At 42.8% G+C, this 16,732-nt stretch carries 16 protein-coding genes; 11 read left to right on the top strand and 5 right to left on the bottom strand.

The genetic code is table 11. The features are described 5' to 3' along the window. Positions 1–321 precede the first annotated feature (321 nt). From JMX93_RS10140 to JMX93_RS10120, 5 genes are all read left to right on the top strand, one after another. Positions 322–957, top strand: a complete 636-nt coding sequence (locus tag JMX93_RS10140; protein WP_499204628.1) for a copper resistance protein NlpE N-terminal domain-containing protein — start codon at positions 322–324, stop codon at positions 955–957. Positions 958–1,367: 410 nt separating this feature from the next. After that, positions 1,368–2,873 carry a UDP-N-acetylmuramate:L-alanyl-gamma-D-glutamyl-meso-diaminopimelate ligase gene (gene mpl, locus JMX93_RS10135; protein ID WP_499204627.1) on the top strand — a complete coding sequence of 502 codons (1,506 nt, stop codon included), beginning with the start codon at positions 1,368–1,370 and terminating at the stop codon, positions 2,871–2,873. A gap of 358 nt (positions 2,874–3,231) precedes the next feature. Then, positions 3,232–3,486 (top strand): GlsB/YeaQ/YmgE family stress response membrane protein, encoded by a 255-nt coding sequence (locus JMX93_RS10130; protein ID WP_198332712.1) that lies wholly within the window; start codon positions 3,232–3,234, stop codon positions 3,484–3,486. Positions 3,487–3,766: 280 nt separating this feature from the next. After that, complete coding sequence (gene def, locus JMX93_RS10125) at positions 3,767–4,321, top strand: peptide deformylase (protein WP_193012580.1); 555 nt, start codon at positions 3,767–3,769, stop codon at positions 4,319–4,321. A 148-nt stretch (positions 4,322–4,469) separates the two neighbouring features. After that, entirely contained in the window at positions 4,470–5,645 is a 1,176-nt protein-coding gene (locus tag JMX93_RS10120) for a type III PLP-dependent enzyme (RefSeq protein ID WP_193012654.1), read from the top strand. Positions 5,646–5,738: 93 nt separating this feature from the next. Here JMX93_RS10120 and JMX93_RS10115 read toward each other — a convergent pair whose 3' ends face one another. The 3 genes from JMX93_RS10115 to dnaJ form a co-directional block, all read right to left on the bottom strand. Continuing rightward, positions 5,739–6,692, bottom strand: a complete 954-nt coding sequence (locus JMX93_RS10115; RefSeq protein WP_499204626.1) for a secretin GspD/PilQ domain-containing protein — start codon at positions 6,690–6,692, stop codon at positions 5,739–5,741. Positions 6,693–6,796: 104 nt separating this feature from the next. After that, on the bottom strand, positions 6,797–7,627 hold the full coding sequence (gene dapB / locus JMX93_RS10110; RefSeq protein WP_499204625.1) for a 4-hydroxy-tetrahydrodipicolinate reductase: 831 nt from the start codon (positions 7,625–7,627) through the stop codon (positions 6,797–6,799). 173 nt (positions 7,628–7,800) lie between these two features. Beyond that, positions 7,801–8,937 (bottom strand): molecular chaperone DnaJ, encoded by a 1,137-nt coding sequence (gene dnaJ, locus JMX93_RS10105; protein WP_193012577.1) that lies wholly within the window; start codon positions 8,935–8,937, stop codon positions 7,801–7,803. A gap of 441 nt (positions 8,938–9,378) precedes the next feature. Here dnaJ and JMX93_RS10100 point away from each other — a divergent pair, with 441 nt between their 5' ends. Beyond that, entirely contained in the window at positions 9,379–10,032 is a 654-nt protein-coding gene (locus JMX93_RS10100; RefSeq protein WP_499204624.1) for a DUF2939 domain-containing protein, read from the top strand. 160 nt (positions 10,033–10,192) lie between these two features. Here JMX93_RS10100 and JMX93_RS10095 read toward each other — a convergent pair whose 3' ends face one another. Next, complete coding sequence (locus JMX93_RS10095; RefSeq protein ID WP_499204623.1) at positions 10,193–11,257, bottom strand: disulfide isomerase DsbC N-terminal domain-containing protein; 1,065 nt, start codon at positions 11,255–11,257, stop codon at positions 10,193–10,195. Positions 11,258–11,665: 408 nt separating this feature from the next. After that, the gene (locus JMX93_RS10090) at positions 11,666–12,370 is read right to left on the bottom strand and encodes a pseudouridine synthase (protein ID WP_193012653.1); all 705 of its coding nucleotides are present in this window, start codon (positions 12,368–12,370) and stop codon (positions 11,666–11,668) included. Positions 12,371–12,567: 197 nt separating this feature from the next. Between JMX93_RS10090 and JMX93_RS10085 the strand changes: the two genes are divergently transcribed. From JMX93_RS10085 to JMX93_RS10065, 5 genes are all read left to right on the top strand, one after another. Continuing rightward, positions 12,568–13,164, top strand: coding sequence for a YigZ family protein (locus JMX93_RS10085; RefSeq protein ID WP_499204622.1), 597 nt, complete (start codon positions 12,568–12,570; stop codon positions 13,162–13,164). A 157-nt stretch (positions 13,165–13,321) separates the two neighbouring features. After that, entirely contained in the window at positions 13,322–14,368 is a 1,047-nt protein-coding gene (locus tag JMX93_RS10080; RefSeq protein ID WP_198332706.1) for a YheT family hydrolase, read from the top strand. A 56-nt stretch (positions 14,369–14,424) separates the two neighbouring features. Continuing rightward, positions 14,425–14,967: an acyl-CoA thioesterase gene (locus JMX93_RS10075; protein WP_193012572.1), complete on the top strand. Its 543-nt coding sequence runs from the start codon at positions 14,425–14,427 to the stop codon at positions 14,965–14,967. A gap of 169 nt (positions 14,968–15,136) precedes the next feature. Beyond that, positions 15,137–15,514, top strand: coding sequence for a DsrE family protein (locus tag JMX93_RS10070; RefSeq protein ID WP_499204621.1), 378 nt, complete (start codon positions 15,137–15,139; stop codon positions 15,512–15,514). Positions 15,515–15,909: 395 nt separating this feature from the next. Further along, a complete protein-coding gene (locus JMX93_RS10065) occupies positions 15,910–16,662 on the top strand; it encodes a hypothetical protein (RefSeq protein WP_198332704.1) in 753 nt (250 codons plus the stop codon). Positions 16,663–16,732: the final 70 nt, after the last annotated feature.

Here is a 16,732-nt window from a genome sequence, read left to right as displayed (position 1 = left end):
TTAAAAAATTATGCTTAGATCGTGGCTAGACTAATCATAACAAAAAGGCCACAGAAATATCTTTAACCTTTGATATCTTGACACAGTTTATTTGCGTTTTTATTGGCTAAGATGCTTAATATCCGTGACTGATTGGCGATAGGCTACAGATAGCTTATTGTCGCCGCCAAATCTCAAATAGTGCGTATCATCTGGCAACTTTTGAGACATTGATAATTCTATACATCCTATTATCTTTCCTTTTTGACAACAGTATTGAGTTGCCGATAATATAGATAATCTTTCGAATGGCTATTTAAAAAATTGTTTTTTGGTGTGACCATGATATATTCTGTGCCTACTTGCTCTAGCACGCTAACCATCCTCAAACGTGGCGGTCATTGTTTGCTAGCGCTTCCCCTTTGTGTGCTGCTCATCGGCTGTGATAGTGCCTCGTCTAACCAAGATAAAGGATTGACGACTAAGATAGCCTCTATCGATTATGTAGAAGAGAACAGCTCACAAGTTGCCGCAGAGAACTTGGAAGAAATCAATCTGTTAAGTGCTGGTAGTAAGCTGGCAGTAGCAGAAGGACAATCGCTGATTGCGGCTGCCCAATCGAGCAATGATGCACATATACATCAATCGTTGACATACTCAAAGTCGCATAATAGTATTTTACAAGCCACGTTAATGGGCGACTATGGCGGCATGGTACCCTGCAATTCTTGCGACAGCACCGATATTACATTGAATTTATTTGCTGATGGTTCAGTGCTCAAAACCAGCATTTATAACAACCCTGAAATGCCTCGTCTGCCCCTAATTGAGTCTGGTGTTTATCGTCAAGACAATGATACGATTACGATTGTCTATGAAGAAAAAAACATTGAGGCCTATGATATTCAGGACAATCATCTTGTCTTAATGGATGAATATAAAAATCCTAACAACGACTATACTTTGTCGCGTAAATAACCAAGCGGCGGCATAAAGTATTAGATACTTTAAATCTAATGATGCCAAACACGCCAAACCATCTGTTGAACAACGCCTACTTACTGGGCGTTTTTTATTGGTCATCATGCGGTGTTTACTTTACAATAAGTGCTTGTTTTCGACGCTGCTACTTGGCGACCGTATGCTGTTTTTGTGACAGAATATAGGGTCGAAGCAGTTTAAAGTAAGGGTAAGGCAGCCGAGCGCAAATAGTACGTTTGGTACATAAAGCGCGGTTAACGCCGTAACCATTTATAATACTTTAACTATCGCCAAGACTGATGATCATTAGGTTGAGTGTATCCTAGAATAAGCCACGGTTAATATCGGTGACTTTTGGGATAATACTCCATTTTTATTCTTTTAATTTAAGCTCGTACGGAACGTCTATGCATATTCATATTCTTGGTATTTGTGGTACTTTTATGGGCTCACTGGCTCTATTGGCACGCGAGCTTGGACATACGGTCACGGGCTCAGATGCCAACGTTTATCCGCCGATGTCTACCCAACTTGAAAACGCGGGCGTGACCATTGAGCAAGGCTATCTGATAGAGCATTTACAACCAGCACCAGATTTAGTCGTCGTTGGTAATGCCATGAAGCGCGGTATGGATGTCATCGAATATATGCTGGACATAGGTCTACGCTATACCTCAGGGCCGCAGTTTTTATCTGAGCAAGTATTGCAATCGCGTCATGTGATAGCCGTTGCCGGTACTCACGGTAAAACCACAACGACGACCATGCTCGCTTGGATACTACATTATGCCGGTATCGATACTGGGTTTTTAATCGGCGGCGTGCCACTGGTTGATACCACTGATGCGCATTTGCAACAAGTCTTCGCTCACAGCAGTTATTTGGGTGCTGACAAAATTGATAATGACGATTCGACAAATACTGGCTATTTCGTTATCGAAGCGGATGAATACGATTCTGCGTTTTTTGATAAGCGCTCAAAGTTCGTTCATTACCGTCCGCGTACGGCTATTTTAAATAACCTTGAATTTGACCATGCGGATATTTTTAAGGATCTTGATGCTATTCAAACCCAATTCCATCATATGGTTCGCATGATTCCAAGCACTGGCAAAATCATTATGCCCACAGCGACTGCCAGCTTAGAGGAGACGTTAGCGAAAGGGGTTTGGACACCCGTTTGGCGGACAGCAGTACTGGACTCAGCGGCACATAATACCCATGCAACAGACGAGCATTTAAGAGATAGTAGCGATTGGCAAGCTGAACTTATCAGCGCAGATGGTGGTCAATTTGCGGTCAGTTTTGTGGCGGATACTGCTGACAAAGAAGCCACGGGAGTCGTCGATTGGTCGATGAGCGGCATTCACAATGTAAATAATGCCTTGGTTGCTATCGCAGCAGCTTATAACATCGGCGTCAGTGTTAAAACCGCTTGCGCGGCGTTATCAGCATTCGCTGGCATTAAACGTCGGATGGAGTTGATTGGCGATGTCAATGATATCTTAGTCTTTGATGATTTTGCCCATCACCCTACGGCTATTACTACTACCTTAGATGGTGCAAAGAAGAAACTGGCGGACAGACGCATTTGGGCCATTATTGAGCCACGTAGTAACACCATGAAAATGGGTGTTCATCAAGACAGCTTGGCTGAGTCCGCAGCTCTCGCCGATCATACCTTATGGTATGAGCCGACAGGACTAGAATGGGGTCTAAAAGAAGTCATTGAAAATGCCAATATCGCAAATCCTAACATGGGCAACCAACAGGTGCTCTCTAGTATCGATGCGATCATCGAGCATATCGACACGCATGCAAAAGCTGGTGACGCTATTGTGATTATGTCGAATGGGGGTTTTGAAGGTATTCATCAACGCCTGCTAACTGCACTACATAACAAAGCTACGTAATAAAGCTACGCAGCAAATGATTTAGCTGGTCTAGATCTGGTGTTGAACAAGAGCGTTGCTTGTCATAAATAAGCAACGTTTTTTTATGATCAAATTTTTTGATTACTATAGGGAATATCAGTATTAGGGAGCGTCGGTATTCAAAAACCATTTAATATATAAACGGCGTTTTCGACTTCACTACCTTTGTAACCTTTCATTTACCTATCCTACCTGCATATTAGCAAATCTACGGTTTTCCTCACATAGCTCATACACTGGTAACATTTCGCGCTTACCTTTGCGCCTATACAGTGCTTACAATGGACTTATCAAAATTAGCAAACCATTATAAATGATAATAAATTAGGAGAATAATATGAGCTTTATTTGGATGATTATTGTAGGTCTGGTTGCAGGTTTATTGGCACGAGCTATCAAGCCAGGTAGTGACCCGATGGGCTGGATAATGACGATTGTACTGGGTATCGTTGGTGCTTTAGTAGGTGGCTTCTTGGCTAGTCTTATCGGTATCAATGCTGATGGCGGATTTACTGGTTTGATCTTCTCAGTAATCGGTGCGATCATCCTCTTGTTTATCTATGAGATGATTATGAGCAAACGTGGCGTATAATCTTTCATTTTTGGTCAGACGCTTTAGTTGTACAAAGTGACTTTATTTATTCAAAAGTGACTCTATTTACCCGATTGAGACCACATACCATCTAGCTTATATAAATCGAAAAGCCTTGCGAATTGCAGGGCTTTTTTATGACTAGAATAAAAGCGACCACTTTTATTTTTTACGATGATAAAAAGCAATAATTGCTCGAAAGTATTGATAAGCATTACTTTTGTCCCCATTTATCTTATAATATCAACCCTATTTTATCCTTATCACTGAGGTGAGCATTATGGCTTTACTCCCTATTTTAAATTACCCAGACCCACGCCTGCGTACCATTGCTAAGCCTGTTAAGGAAGTGACTGCTGAAATCAAAACCTTAATCGCTGATATGATTGAGACAATGTATGATGCACAAGGCATCGGTTTGGCAGCGAGCCAAGTGGATCGCCATATTCAGCTCATCGTCATGGATCTGTCTGAAGATAAAAATAGCCCTAGAGTTTTTATCAACCCAAAGGTGACACCATTAGTAGAAGACAAACAGCCCTATGAAGAAGGTTGTTTGTCCGTACCTGAGGTCTATGACAGTGTTGAGCGCCCGAACAAAGTGCGCATTGAAGCCTTAGATGAGAATGGTCAAAAGATCGATGAAGAAGTAGAAGGCTTACTCGCGGTATGCATCCAACATGAAATGGATCATTTAAATGGGGTCATATTCGTCGATTATTTATCACGTCTCAAGCAGACTCGTGCGCGCGATAAAGTGCGTAAAGTTATTAAAATACGCGAAAAACAAGGCGAACAAACGGCGGATAAACAGCCGCAGCCCACCCATTCTTAGTCTACTCATCACCTAAGCTATTTTTACGTCATTTAGTCAGCATGAATATAAGATATTATCACCTGTGAGATGCGCGATGATAATGACGTGATGCGAGCATTTACTCTTTAACACATACTGTCTCTACTAAAGGTTTACTACCATGACCATGATCAAAATTGACCAATATTTTGACCCTGCCGGCTGGCAGAAATTCACCCAAGCTGCTGAAGGTCGCGAGACGCCATTTTTGGTCGTGGACCTTAGCCGTATCAAAACCAAATATCATGAAATGGTTGGGTTTTTTCCCAATGCAAAAATCCATTATGCAATGAAAGCCAGTCCTGCTGTTGAAGTGATTAACTTGCTTGCTGATCTTGGTTCAAACTTTGATTGTGCCTCCATCTATGAGCTTGATCGCGTACTAGACTGCGGCGTTGAGCCATCGCGTATCTCTTATGGCAATACCATCAAAAAAGCGGAGCATGTCAAATATGCCTTTGAAAAAGGTATTGACTTGTATGCGACCGACTCAGAAGCTGATTTAAAAAATATTGCCAAGCACGCCCCTGGTTCAAAAATCTTTGTGCGTATCTTAGTACAAGGGTCAGAGACTGCTGAATGGCCATTGTCTCGTAAGTTTGGTTGTCATCCTAATATGGCGATTGAGCTTTTGATTCAAGCTCGTGACTTGGGTCTAGTACCTTATGGCATCTCATTCCACGTCGGTAGTCAGCAAAAAGACGTTGCCGCTTGGGATGATGCGCTAGCAAAGGTCAAATACATGTTTGATTGGATGAAAAACGAAGAAGATATTAAGCTACAAATGATTAATTTGGGTGGCGGCTTTCCAGCCAACTATATCAGTGAAGTGAACCCTATAAAAGTCTACGCTGAAGAGATTACTCGTTATTTGACAGACGACTATAGTGAAGAAGACATGCCTGAGATTATCCTTGAGCCAGGTCGTTCATTGGTTGGCGGATCGGGCGTATTGGTCAGCGACGTGGTGCTTATTTCACGTAAGTCACACACAGATTTAACACGTTGGGTCTATACCGATGTGGGCTTATTTCAAGGCTTAATCGAGACGTTAGGAGAGGCCATCAAATATCCTGTGTATACGCCTAAAATGGAAACGTCAACCAGCGAAGGCACGGTAGTACTGGCAGGTCCCACATGTGATTCGACCGATATCATGTATGAAGAAGCGGGCTATCAGCTACCACAAGAGCTGGAGATTGGTGATAAAATCTTTTGGTTGACCACTGGTGCATATACTAATTCGTACTCATCTATTGAATTCAATGGTTTCCCACCGTTAGAAGTGATCTACGTTGACTAATCTGCAATAGATTATTGTCAATAAAAAGGCGCGATACTGCTCATCACAGTATCGCGCTTTTTTATACCAAAAATAATATGAGTCAATGCAAGGCTACTGCACCATTATCCAAATTGGTGTGTTTTTAGTGCTATCAATGGCACCATTGCTACCATAACTTGAGCGTTGATTTTGGCTATTTTGAGAGATTTGTCCGATAGTCACCCATTGTCCACGTGGGATAATAATGGTCGTGTCTAATCGCTGACCTTGAACAGCATGATTACTATTTTTCTGAGAAGTTGAATAGGAGCGTGCGAGTTTTTCTTCAACTTGGGACAATGTTACTTCGACTTGGCCAGTCGGTAATAGCCTTGGCGTAACGGCGATGCCTTGCGTCGTTGGTAGCAATACCTGCTGCTGAATGACAATCTGTGCTGACGGACGGTTATAATTTGTATAACTATTGGCATCAGAGGTTTGATTCAATGCGTAAAGCGTCCCTGTGCTGATACTGGCGGCACTACCTGACAAGGTTTGTACTTGATATAAATTATTTGTTTGCTGTTGGCTATTGCTCTGATGAATAATCCCTGATCCTTGAATACCACGATTGCTAATAATGACCTGCCCCTGCTGAATATTACCTTGGACGCTGCTATTATTGCCAACACGCACAGCGACCGTCAATGCCTGTGGCTGACGATCAATCTGAGTCAATAACTGCTGTACCGCCTGATAATTAGCAGCTGTCGTGTGCAACACTAACTTGTCTTGATAGGTAGTAACCGTACCGCCATCACGACTATTATTCAGTTGCTGACGAACGGCAGGTAATAATGCATCACCGCCATAAGTGTCGATGACGTAGGTTTGAAAAGTCGCAGCTTGTGCGACTATTGGCACTACCGTCAAACTTAGGGCAAATGCTATTTGGCTAGCGTAAAGCGTGCTTTTGCTAGGTTTGAGTGTCGTGACGCTGTTGGCAGCTTTGATACTTCTGGCAACCCTGACAACAGCCACAGCGCGACTAAAACTCGCTATTAGATTCTTGCTAAACTTATCCATGTCTAACTCCTAACAGTCATTCCGCTTTATCAATAAGCCATCCTCAGCAGCTACTAAACAACAAGCAAGAAACTTTAATCATTCAAATCTTACTCTCTCAAAAACTAGTCATTTAAACCCAACACATCTTGCATATTATATTGCCCGACTTCTTGTTTGATAACCCAAGTCGCGGCACGTACGGCACCCGCGGCAAAAGTCATACGCGCGCGGGCACGATGGGTAATTTCAACCACCTCACCATCGGCAATAAACATCACGGTATGATCGCCAATGATTTCACCACCGCGAATGGCATGAATACCAATAGTACCTGCTTTACGTTCCCCCGTTTGTCCTTCGCGGCCATAAACAGCAACGTCTTTTAGATTCTGTCCGCGAGCTTCTGCGACGGCTTCTGCCATCATATATGCTGTGCCTGATGGCGCATCGATTTTATGCTTATGGTGTGCTTCGATGACTTCTACATCGGCATCCTCACCAAAGGCCTTCGCTGCCATGCCGAGTAACTTTAATGACAGATTAACGCCTGTTGAATAGTTACCGGCATAGACAATTGCTATTTTCTCGCTGGCTTTTGCCAATACTTGCTCTTGCTGATCATTAAAACCTGTCGTACCAATAACCATCGCGACATTGTTTGCAGCGCAAATCTGCATATTTTGCTCAGTGGCATCAGGCAAGCTAAAGTCAATCAGTACATCGATGTCATTAATGACGGCTTTTAAATCATCGACAATTTGCACCTCTAAGCGACCGATAGCAGCAACTTCGCCAGCATCCGCGCCGACAAGGCTTGAGCCTTGACGTTCTATCGCGGCATTTAATATTGTTTGCGAGTTGTCTTGTACCGCCTCTATTAGCATACGCCCCATACGACCACCAGCACCAATCACACCAACTTTAATGGCTTGTTTTTTTGTTTCCTGACTCATATCTTTACCTTAAATGCTTTATATTTAGCGGGGTTATTTTTGGATGTCATTTATCGTAAGTTTAACAAATATCACTGCATGAGTGGTTTTTTATAAGTACAAGAAAAAGCCCAAAGGTTTCACATGAAACCTTTGGGCTTACTTTAAGTATAATTATTTAGCGATAGTCATTGTTAGTCAAACAAATCGCCAATCTTTTTAAAGAATGATTTTTTGTGTGGCGACTGCTGATGCTTACTATCACCGTCGAGCGTATCTTGGAACTGGCGCAACAGGTCTTTTTGCTCGCGAGTTAAGTTCACTGGGGTTTCGATAACCACACGGCAAATCAAATCACCTTTCATCGTGGTGCGTACTGGCGTCACACCTTTACCGCGCACACGCAGCAACTTACCACTTTGCGTGCCTTCTGCAACCTTGATTTTTACTTTACCATCTAAAGTTGGTATCTCTACTTCTTTACCCAATGCCGCATCAGTGATGCTAACGGGTACGTCCATATATAGATCAGCGCCTTGACGGGTAAAGACGTTATGCGGTTTCACGCGTACTTCAACGTATAAGTCGCCGTTTTGGACACCCGCGCCGCCCGCTTCACCTTCGCCTGCTAGACGGACGCGATCACCATCATCAACACCCGCTGGGATAGACACTTCTAGCGTACGTGATTTGTCTTTAACGCCATTACCATGACAGTCAGAGCACGGATTTTTGATTTGTTTACCAGTGCCGCCACAATGTGGGCAAGCCTGCTGAACAGCAAAGAAACCTTGCTGCATACGCACTTGACCTTGTCCATGACAGGTCTGACAAGTCACGATATCAGAGGCATTTTTTGCACCTTTACCATCACAGGTGTCACATGGAGCCGGAGCAGTAAAGCTGATTTCTTTTTTGCAGCCACGTACCGCTTCTTCTAATGTCAGCTCAATCACATAACGCAAATCTGAGCCACGGCGCGAACGTCCACCGCCGCCGCCGCGTGATTGACCAAAAATGTCGCCAAAGTTACCGAAAATGTCGCCGAAAATATCTTGGAAGTTGCCACCACCTGCACCGCCAAAGCCGCCGCCACCCATACCGTTTTCAAAGGCTGAATGACCCATGCGATCATAAGCAGAGCGCTTTTCTTCGCTGCTTAGTACTTCGTAAGCCATGGATGCTTCTTTGAATTTATCTTCAGCATCTGGATCATCAGAGTTACGGTCAGGGTGATATTTCATAGCCAGCTTGCGGTAAGCTCGCTTAATTTCTTTGCTTTCAGCGGTCTTGCTCACACCTAATACTTCATAAAAATCGCGCTTACTCATGGGCTCTCCTATCGTCTTTACAGTCCACCGGCCAGTCGATTCAGTAGTTCTAGTCAACCACCACCTTAATACGACTCACTATGGCACTTAAAGGTTTCACATGAAACATCATAAATAGTGAGAGAAAAGAGGTGATACTGCTATGAATCTTACAAGCGAATACGGCGGGATGCTGCTTAGCCAAATCAATTATTAAAAGTTTGCGCTATTTATGGAGATGCTATGGTGATTTATCAAGCGCTTAAGGAGGAAAGTATCCACTATAGTGCGCTTGGCCATACAAAAAGGTTTTATTAAGGAATGAACAAAGTTTTTCATACCTTAAAAAGGCTCAGCCATGCTAATATTTATCGCTATATTCTTGGGGGTTTAGATTTATACTCACCATTATTAAATTTGCCCATCATTAAGTTTTTGTTTTGCAATAAGGTATTGATTTTTATGAAAAAGCTGATTATTTTATTAATCATCATTGCAGTCGCTGTCTATGCAGGCTCGCCTTATTACAGCGCCTATCAGCTTAAAAATGCCTACGATGCCAAAGACGGCGCGACCATCGCAGCAGCGATCGACTATGAGCAAGTGCGACCCAGCATCCAAAACCAACTAACCAGTCAGTTTACGGCGACTATGGCCAATTATCCATTGGTCGCTGAGCTGGGCGGCGAACCATTGACCCAAGCTGCCAATAGTTTTATCACGCAGGCGGTGAATGGGGCTATAACGCCACAAAATATCGAAAAAGTCATTAATACCCAAGGTCAAGCCAACACCGCGACCAAAGAGCTGGCCGCCGCATGGGCAATCGCCAGTAATCAAGTCGATCTCAAAAATTTGATTCAAAATCTTATCATTCAGCGCGGTGATGTAGATGCAGTGGTCAAAAGCCAAATGCAGCAAATCATGAAAAAACAAGCTGCGGAATTGGAGCAACAGGTAGCGCAAGGGTCTGACAGTGATAAGCCAACATTGGGCTATTGCGGTATTAATTGCTTCAATATTAGCGGTCAGGTAAAAGGTTATCCGCTCACCATCGAGATGCAGCGTAACGGCTTAATTGATTGGAAAATCGTTGATATGGTGTTGCCACAATAGACTTGCTATCATTGACTTTTAGACACAATAAAAAAACCGCCCCATCAGTTATGTTCATAGGGCGGTTTTTTAATAGTCATTGATTATGCGTATATCATGTATATCTTACGTCATATAAATATCAAGGTTATACGGGTCAGGCGATAAAAACGTTAATAATCTACTCTACGCCCAAAAACTCTAAAAACTCTGGACTCTCAAAGCTTGCTTGATAAAGCACACCATCTTCACGGTAGATAGCAGGCGTTGCCATCACCGCAAGCCCTGCTGATTTTTCACGATTGGGCGTCACATGATCGACTTTACAGCTTGCTGGTGCAGGTGTCATCTCACCCTGCAGCATTGCTTTATCAAAAGCGTTGCGGCGGCTGTCCTCGTCACCTTGGCACCAGATGCCACGCATTTGCTCAGGGGACTGTTCGTATATCGGATAACCAATGGTTTTGACCGTCACACCTTTGGCATTAAGCATCGGTAGCTGCTGATGTAAGCGGCGGCAGTAAGGGCAATTAACATCATTGGCCACATAAATAACCGCTCTCTCAGGACTGGTCGCTGGATAATTAATCAGTTGGCTTTCATCTAAAGTCGCAAACACAGACTGATTTTTACGCTTTTCAAACTGCTCATCGAGTCCGATAAATTGACCATTTTCGATGACAGAGACCTCGCCATCAGTAATATATTGCGCATCATCCGATAGTAAAAAAGGCACGCCTTCTAACGTCGCACCCCAAATCACACCGGGTACTGCGGTATAAAAGAACGGCGTTTTAGCGCTCATGTTTTTCAGCGCATCCATATTTGCCAATATATCGGCTTTGACACTAGCACTGACAGGCTTGCCTGCCTGCGCACTGGTGCTACGCGCTGGTGTCTTGGTGACTACACGCTTGCTTGGATTCTTTTGTAGTTCGCCTTGAATAACATAGTTACCATCTTCAGTGATATGCAATGGCAACTGCCCCGCCAAATTGACTTGATACATATTGGGTAAGTTGGAAGGCACAATAGAGCTGATTTGTGTTTTGATACCTGCCTGAGTAAGCAATTGGCGCAAGCGACTGTCCACAGATTTGCTAACGCTGCCAGCAGCTTTTGTATTTTGCATACTTTGGCTGGCTTTTTGGTTAGTAGCGGCAGTATCACTAGACTGAGCACAGGCGGTGGTTGCCAATAACATAGCGCCAATTAAACTGGCAGATTTTAATAGAGATGAGTTCACAGAGACAGTCCTATATGATTTTAACAACGGCCGCTTTTAATAACAGCGATTTTCAGTAACCACAATTTTTAATAACTTTCTTTTTTAATAACTTTCTTTTTTGATAACCTTCATTTTTGATAATAGCCGCTTTTAATAAAGGTAACGATATTATGTAAAAAAATAGATTAAAAAAGACAGTCAGACTTTAGCATAAGGAAGACTCTTGCAAAGTAATAACGGTTCAATTTTGCAAAACTGCTACTGAGCTTTAAGAGATAGGCAACACAGTGTGCACGCAAGACATAACAGTCTAAAAGTAATAAATAAAAACTACGGCCAAAAAAAAGCAGCACACATGAAGTGGCTGCTAATTATTGTAGAACGCTATCTTTAAAGGTTTATTCTAATACTTAACAAAACGTAAATTTAGAATTTGGCGACTTCATCGGCAGTTAAGAAGCGACTATCGCCTTTTTCCAAACCGTCTAAATTAATGTGACCGATACTGGCGCGATGTAGCTCGGTGACTCGATTACCAAAATAACCCATCATACGTTTTACTTGATGATATTTACCTTGCTCCAAGGTCAGACGCGCATGCGTTTCATCGATGAACTCAAGAGTTGCAGGCTTGGTCTCTTCGTGATCACCTTCTAACAAGATGCCTTCAGCCACTTCTTTAATCGCGTTCGCCTGAGCGTCGCTATCCATCGCCTCTGCTAAGGTTAGCTCATAAACCTTGGCATGCTCATGTTTAGGACTGGTCACACGATGTAGCCAACCGCCATCATCACTGATAAGCAAAGCGCCAGTGGTATCGACATCAAGTCGTCCGGCGATGCGTAAACTGCCAAGCTCTGGTACGGCTATCAGCTCAGTGACAATTGGGTACTCTTTGGCTTTTAGCGTACACTCAAAGCCTTCAGGCTTATGCAATAAGATATAACGATTGCCCGTCGCGACCGACAGTGGCTCGCCACCCCACATCACCTCATCATTGACGATATCGACATGCAAACCTGGATCCTTGACGATCTGCTCGTTTACCATGATCTCACCGGCATGCATAATTTTTTTGGACTCTTTACGTGACAACTCAGTGGCTTTACTAATAAATTTATCTAGACGCATACTATTTACTACCATCCGTTTTATGATACCTACTTTACCGTAGCAGCTAACGACACCAGTACTCGCACTGAGCTTGTCCGCTATCTTCATGGGTCAGAAGTGGTACTATAATAAAAAATTAAATGAACACTGCGCCAAATACGGACGACAGTGAAAGTTAGACCAGTTTACCATATCCAACCTAGACCTGATGAAATATGAGCTATCAAACGCTAAAACGTGCTGTCACTGCGCGCTTAGAAATTAAAAAATCCGAGTTTATTGCTTACGCTTATCCTGTAACCTCACGTGAGCAGGCAATGTTTCACGTGGAACAACTACGCGAGCAATATGCCGATGCGCGGCACCACTGCTGGGCGTATATCGTTGGTGACCCCAATAACACCACCAGTGCTGGCTTTGATGATGATGGCGAGCCAAATGGTACGGCAGGTCGCCCGATATTAAATGTCCTGCAGCATAAATTAATCGGCAATGTCATTATCATCGTGGTGCGTTATTTTGGTGGTATCAAGCTGGGGGCTGGCGGTCTCACTCGTGCTTATGCAGGCGCAGCGCAAGCAGCAGTCGACCAGATGATATTGCTGCCTTATGTGCCGATGGTGCAAGTGCAGATATTGGCAGAGTTTGCCACCGAGGCACAATGCCGCTATGTGGTCGAAAGTTTAAATGGCAGTATCGATGATGTTGCTTATAGCAAACAAGTGACATTGACCGTGACGCTTGCTGAGGCAGATATCGATAGTTTAAAAGAGCGACTTGCGATGGATGGGCGGGTGTTAGCGTTGCCATAAATAACTTAAGTATTTTAAGTAACGTCATTTTAAGTAACGCTGTTTTGAGTAACGCTATTCTGGGTAACCATGCGTTCACTGATAATCATTGGTTTTGACCACTGCTAACGCTATGATAAGACATTACTTTTTAACTCTAATAAAATAAGACCTATCTATGTCATCTTCAAAACCGAACCAACCCTTCTCGCCAGCGCCTTTTAAACCGCCCTTTTGGCTGACCAATCCGCACTTGCAAAGCATCTTGCCTAAGTTTTTTGCCCCGAAAGCGCCTATTTATCGCCGTGTGGTCGAAAAAGACTCGTTGGATGAAAGTGATATTGCTTATGACTTTTATGATGCGCAGTTTGTCAACACAGCAGAAAATGGCGAGCTTGAGCAAACACCTTTAATCGTGCTATTCCATGGCATGGAAGGCAGTAGTGACAGTCATTATGCCCGTGCTTTGGCGCATCAGATGCACGCACAAGGCTGGCACTTTGTCGTCGCTCACTTTCGTAGCTGTGGCGGCATTCCTGCTAATGGTAGGGTTTTTTATAATGCGGGTGATACCGATGAAGTGCATCACGCGCTGCAAAACCTAAGTCAACAATACGCCAATATTTATGCGGTTGGGGTGTCACTGGGCGGTAATGCCTTGGCAAAATACATGGGCGAATATGGTGACAAAGCACTCTGCCAAGGCGCTGTGGTCATCTCCGCTCCCGTCGATATGTCATCGGCAGCGCTTAGTATGCACAGCTTTTTGAGCCATCGAATTTATACCCCTTATTTGCTCAACCCAATTATCAAAAAAGCCTTAGCTAATGACATTACTCAAGATGAGATCGACTCGATCAAAACCGTCAATCGCATCAGTGACTTTGATGATATCTTTACCGCGCCGCGTCACGGCTACCGCTCTAACAATCACTACTATCAAGCCTCATCAGCCCTGCCTTATTTGATAAAAGTGACAAAGCCTTTATTACTCATTAGTGCCAAAGACGATCCTTTCCTTGGTTTTACCGCCACGCCAAACGATGTGTCTAACAGTGTCACTATTTTAGACACTGAGCATGGTGGGCATGTGGGCTTTATTCGTTATCGCTCTGATAAAGACAAATCACCTCATCTTTATAAAAAATCAAGATTTGATATCAACTGGATACCCGAAACCGTCACTGCTTATTTTAACCATATTGGCGTACCATCTAACATCTAAAAACTGATAATTTTGCAAACGTTAACCCTAATATTTGACCTTTTGAGATTGCGCTTATGTATCCATTTATCCGTTATGCCAGTACCATCGCCCGTGCCGCGCTAGAAGTAAAAAAAGGCAATACATTGACGTTTAAGGATACCAGTGAGATTCAGTTTCGCTGTCGTCTGACAGACATTGATAATTTTCTGGAGATGAATAACGGTCGTGTATTCACGCTGTATGATTTGGGGCGTATGGATTTTGCGGTACGTAGCGGGCTTGGCAAGCAGCTGCTAAAACAGCGTTGGGGTTTGGTCATCGCTGGCAGTACCATCCAATACCGCAAGCGTATTCGTGCCTTTGAAAAGGTCACGCTAAAAACTAAAATCGTCGGTATCGATACGCGCTGGCTCTATATCGAGCAGTCAATGTGGGTCAAAGGTAAGCCCTGCTCATCTGCGCTACTGCGTACGGGTGTGACCAAGGGTGGTCGGGTGATCGACACGGCACAAGTACTGGCAGCATTGGGGCAGTCTGATTGGGAATTACCGCCAACTGGCTATGTCGCCGAATGGATAGAGAGCGACCGTGATCGTCCGTGGCCACCGCAAGGTTAGAATTTGTTATCTAACGTTATTCATAAGTCACAACCCAGCAACCTTATGGCTACTATTTACTAACAATACATTATATAAATAAATATAATAAATGTTAGGATAGTAGTGAGCATCATACTCAGCTCAACTAAATACTATCTAATTAAAATAGTCTTATAAGGAGAATAATATGGCTAACACGACGGATTATGCCGGTACGTTATTTGATAATAGTGAATCAAATCCAAGCAAAATCACCTTAGCATTTACTATGGCTGGCGTGGCACTTAAAAAAGGTCATTCTGCCTCAGTGATATTGATGGTGGACGCAGTACATTTAGCATTACCCAACGCATTAGATAAGGTCAATATTGGCGCGCCATTTGAACCTGCGGGCGAATTGTTAGAAGCCTTTATCGAGAACGGCGGTCAAGTATTGGTTTGCGGTGCGTGTATGAAGCACAACGGCGTGGAAGAATCAGACATCGACAAGCGCTTTGAAGTGATTAGCGGTGATGATGTGGTTGAGCTGCTGATGAATGCGAAAGGGTCGTTGCAGTTGAATTAAGTTTTTTTCATAGTTCTAACACTGAGTTAGTTCTCTTAGCTGTCTTTTTGACGGCTTTAGGGACTGACTCTTTTTTTTGAAAATTTAATAATATTTCATAAGATTCACTATAGTCAGTCCTAAATAAAAAAGATACGCATATGATCATGCAGTAATGGCATACATTTTCCTTGCTTGCTGTGCCTACGTAGACAGAGGCGGCGCAAAATGTACGCCAGTATTGCTGTATCTCTTTTACAGTGGATCTACTATAATTCATAAGCTTCACTAATTAGGTATATACAAGTTGCCGACCTTAGCTAGAACCTATGGTTATGAATGGGTAGAAAGTAGTAAAGTGATATGAGCTATAGTATATTTAGATTCCATTTTCTTAGGTTTTGGCCATATCTATAATGAAGATTAAATCAGCTAACGTTTTCCTTAGTTTTCTTTTACCCGCTATGCTTTTAACAGGGTGTTCAGAGCTTTCTACAAATACCAATGGATATATTACTAATGAAAATAACAAGCCTTTCTATTTGGAGTTTGATAGTAGTAAAGCAGATAGCCTTAATGTAATAAAATATAGTCAACTGACTACTGATACATTCAAACTATTTTGTGGGAGTGATGCTTTTACTACTTTACCTAATTGGTCAATATATGATGGCGAGCCTACGGAGTCGATTGCAAGTATCGATATCTCACATATATATTTAACCTTCGACGATAGAGAACGCTTACAAAGGCTACTTCTTGTGGAAACTGTCGATACTAAGGACGAACAAAAACAAGTATATGATAAAGCCAAAAAATATCTCGACCAAAACTATAATCAAACTAAATCACATCCATTACGCACACTAAACATGACTACTAATGAAGTGGTTAGAAGTGATAGAGATAACTCTTATACTGGTTGGGTCAGCTACGATGTTGTTTCTTATAAGACTAAAAATGGTTATATTAGTATAAATAAAGGTTCGGTAGGAGCTGTGGTACCTCCTTCAAATATACAACCAAGTACAAATGGACTATACAAAGAATATATTAGTCTTGGAAATAAGCTACCTAAGTGGGAAAACGATGATTCAGAGCTTTTAGATGTAAAAGTTAGATATTTTTCAAATTCGTTTTCAGATATGTATGACAAAAAATGTAGTTGATTCACTTAACTACAATTCCGTAGCCAAAATCCAATCCTTCTATTCAGCAACTAAATAAACACTATCCAAC

Origin of the sequence: Psychrobacter muriicola 2pS, from assembly GCF_904846535.1 — a bacterium.
Lineage (GTDB): Bacteria > Pseudomonadota > Gammaproteobacteria > Pseudomonadales > Moraxellaceae > Psychrobacter > Psychrobacter aquimaris.
The sequence above is the reverse complement of the archived record's forward strand: the minus strand, read 5'-3'. Positions and strand labels throughout refer to the sequence as shown.

Coding starts and splice junctions, on each gene's coding strand:
- JMX93_RS10140 (WP_499204628.1), top strand. CDS start 322: ATGATATATTCTGTGCCTACTTGCTCTAGCACGCTAACCATCCTCAAA.
- mpl (WP_499204627.1), top strand. CDS start 1,368: ATGCATATTCATATTCTTGGTATTTGTGGTACTTTTATGGGCTCACTG.
- JMX93_RS10130 (WP_198332712.1), top strand. CDS start 3,232: ATGAGCTTTATTTGGATGATTATTGTAGGTCTGGTTGCAGGTTTATTG.
- def (WP_193012580.1), top strand. CDS start 3,767: ATGGCTTTACTCCCTATTTTAAATTACCCAGACCCACGCCTGCGTACC.
- JMX93_RS10120 (WP_193012654.1), top strand. CDS start 4,470: ATGATCAAAATTGACCAATATTTTGACCCTGCCGGCTGGCAGAAATTC.
- JMX93_RS10115 (WP_499204626.1), bottom strand. CDS start 6,692: ATGGATAAGTTTAGCAAGAATCTAATAGCGAGTTTTAGTCGCGCTGTG.
- dapB (WP_499204625.1), bottom strand. CDS start 7,627: ATGAGTCAGGAAACAAAAAAACAAGCCATTAAAGTTGGTGTGATTGGT.
- dnaJ (WP_193012577.1), bottom strand. CDS start 8,937: ATGAGTAAGCGCGATTTTTATGAAGTATTAGGTGTGAGCAAGACCGCT.
- JMX93_RS10100 (WP_499204624.1), top strand. CDS start 9,379: ATGAAAAAGCTGATTATTTTATTAATCATCATTGCAGTCGCTGTCTAT.
- JMX93_RS10090 (WP_193012653.1), bottom strand. CDS start 12,370: ATGCGTCTAGATAAATTTATTAGTAAAGCCACTGAGTTGTCACGTAAA.
- JMX93_RS10085 (WP_499204622.1), top strand. CDS start 12,568: ATGAGCTATCAAACGCTAAAACGTGCTGTCACTGCGCGCTTAGAAATT.
- JMX93_RS10080 (WP_198332706.1), top strand. CDS start 13,322: ATGTCATCTTCAAAACCGAACCAACCCTTCTCGCCAGCGCCTTTTAAA.
- JMX93_RS10075 (WP_193012572.1), top strand. CDS start 14,425: ATGTATCCATTTATCCGTTATGCCAGTACCATCGCCCGTGCCGCGCTA.
- JMX93_RS10070 (WP_499204621.1), top strand. CDS start 15,137: ATGGCTAACACGACGGATTATGCCGGTACGTTATTTGATAATAGTGAA.
- JMX93_RS10065 (WP_198332704.1), top strand. CDS start 15,910: ATGAAGATTAAATCAGCTAACGTTTTCCTTAGTTTTCTTTTACCCGCT.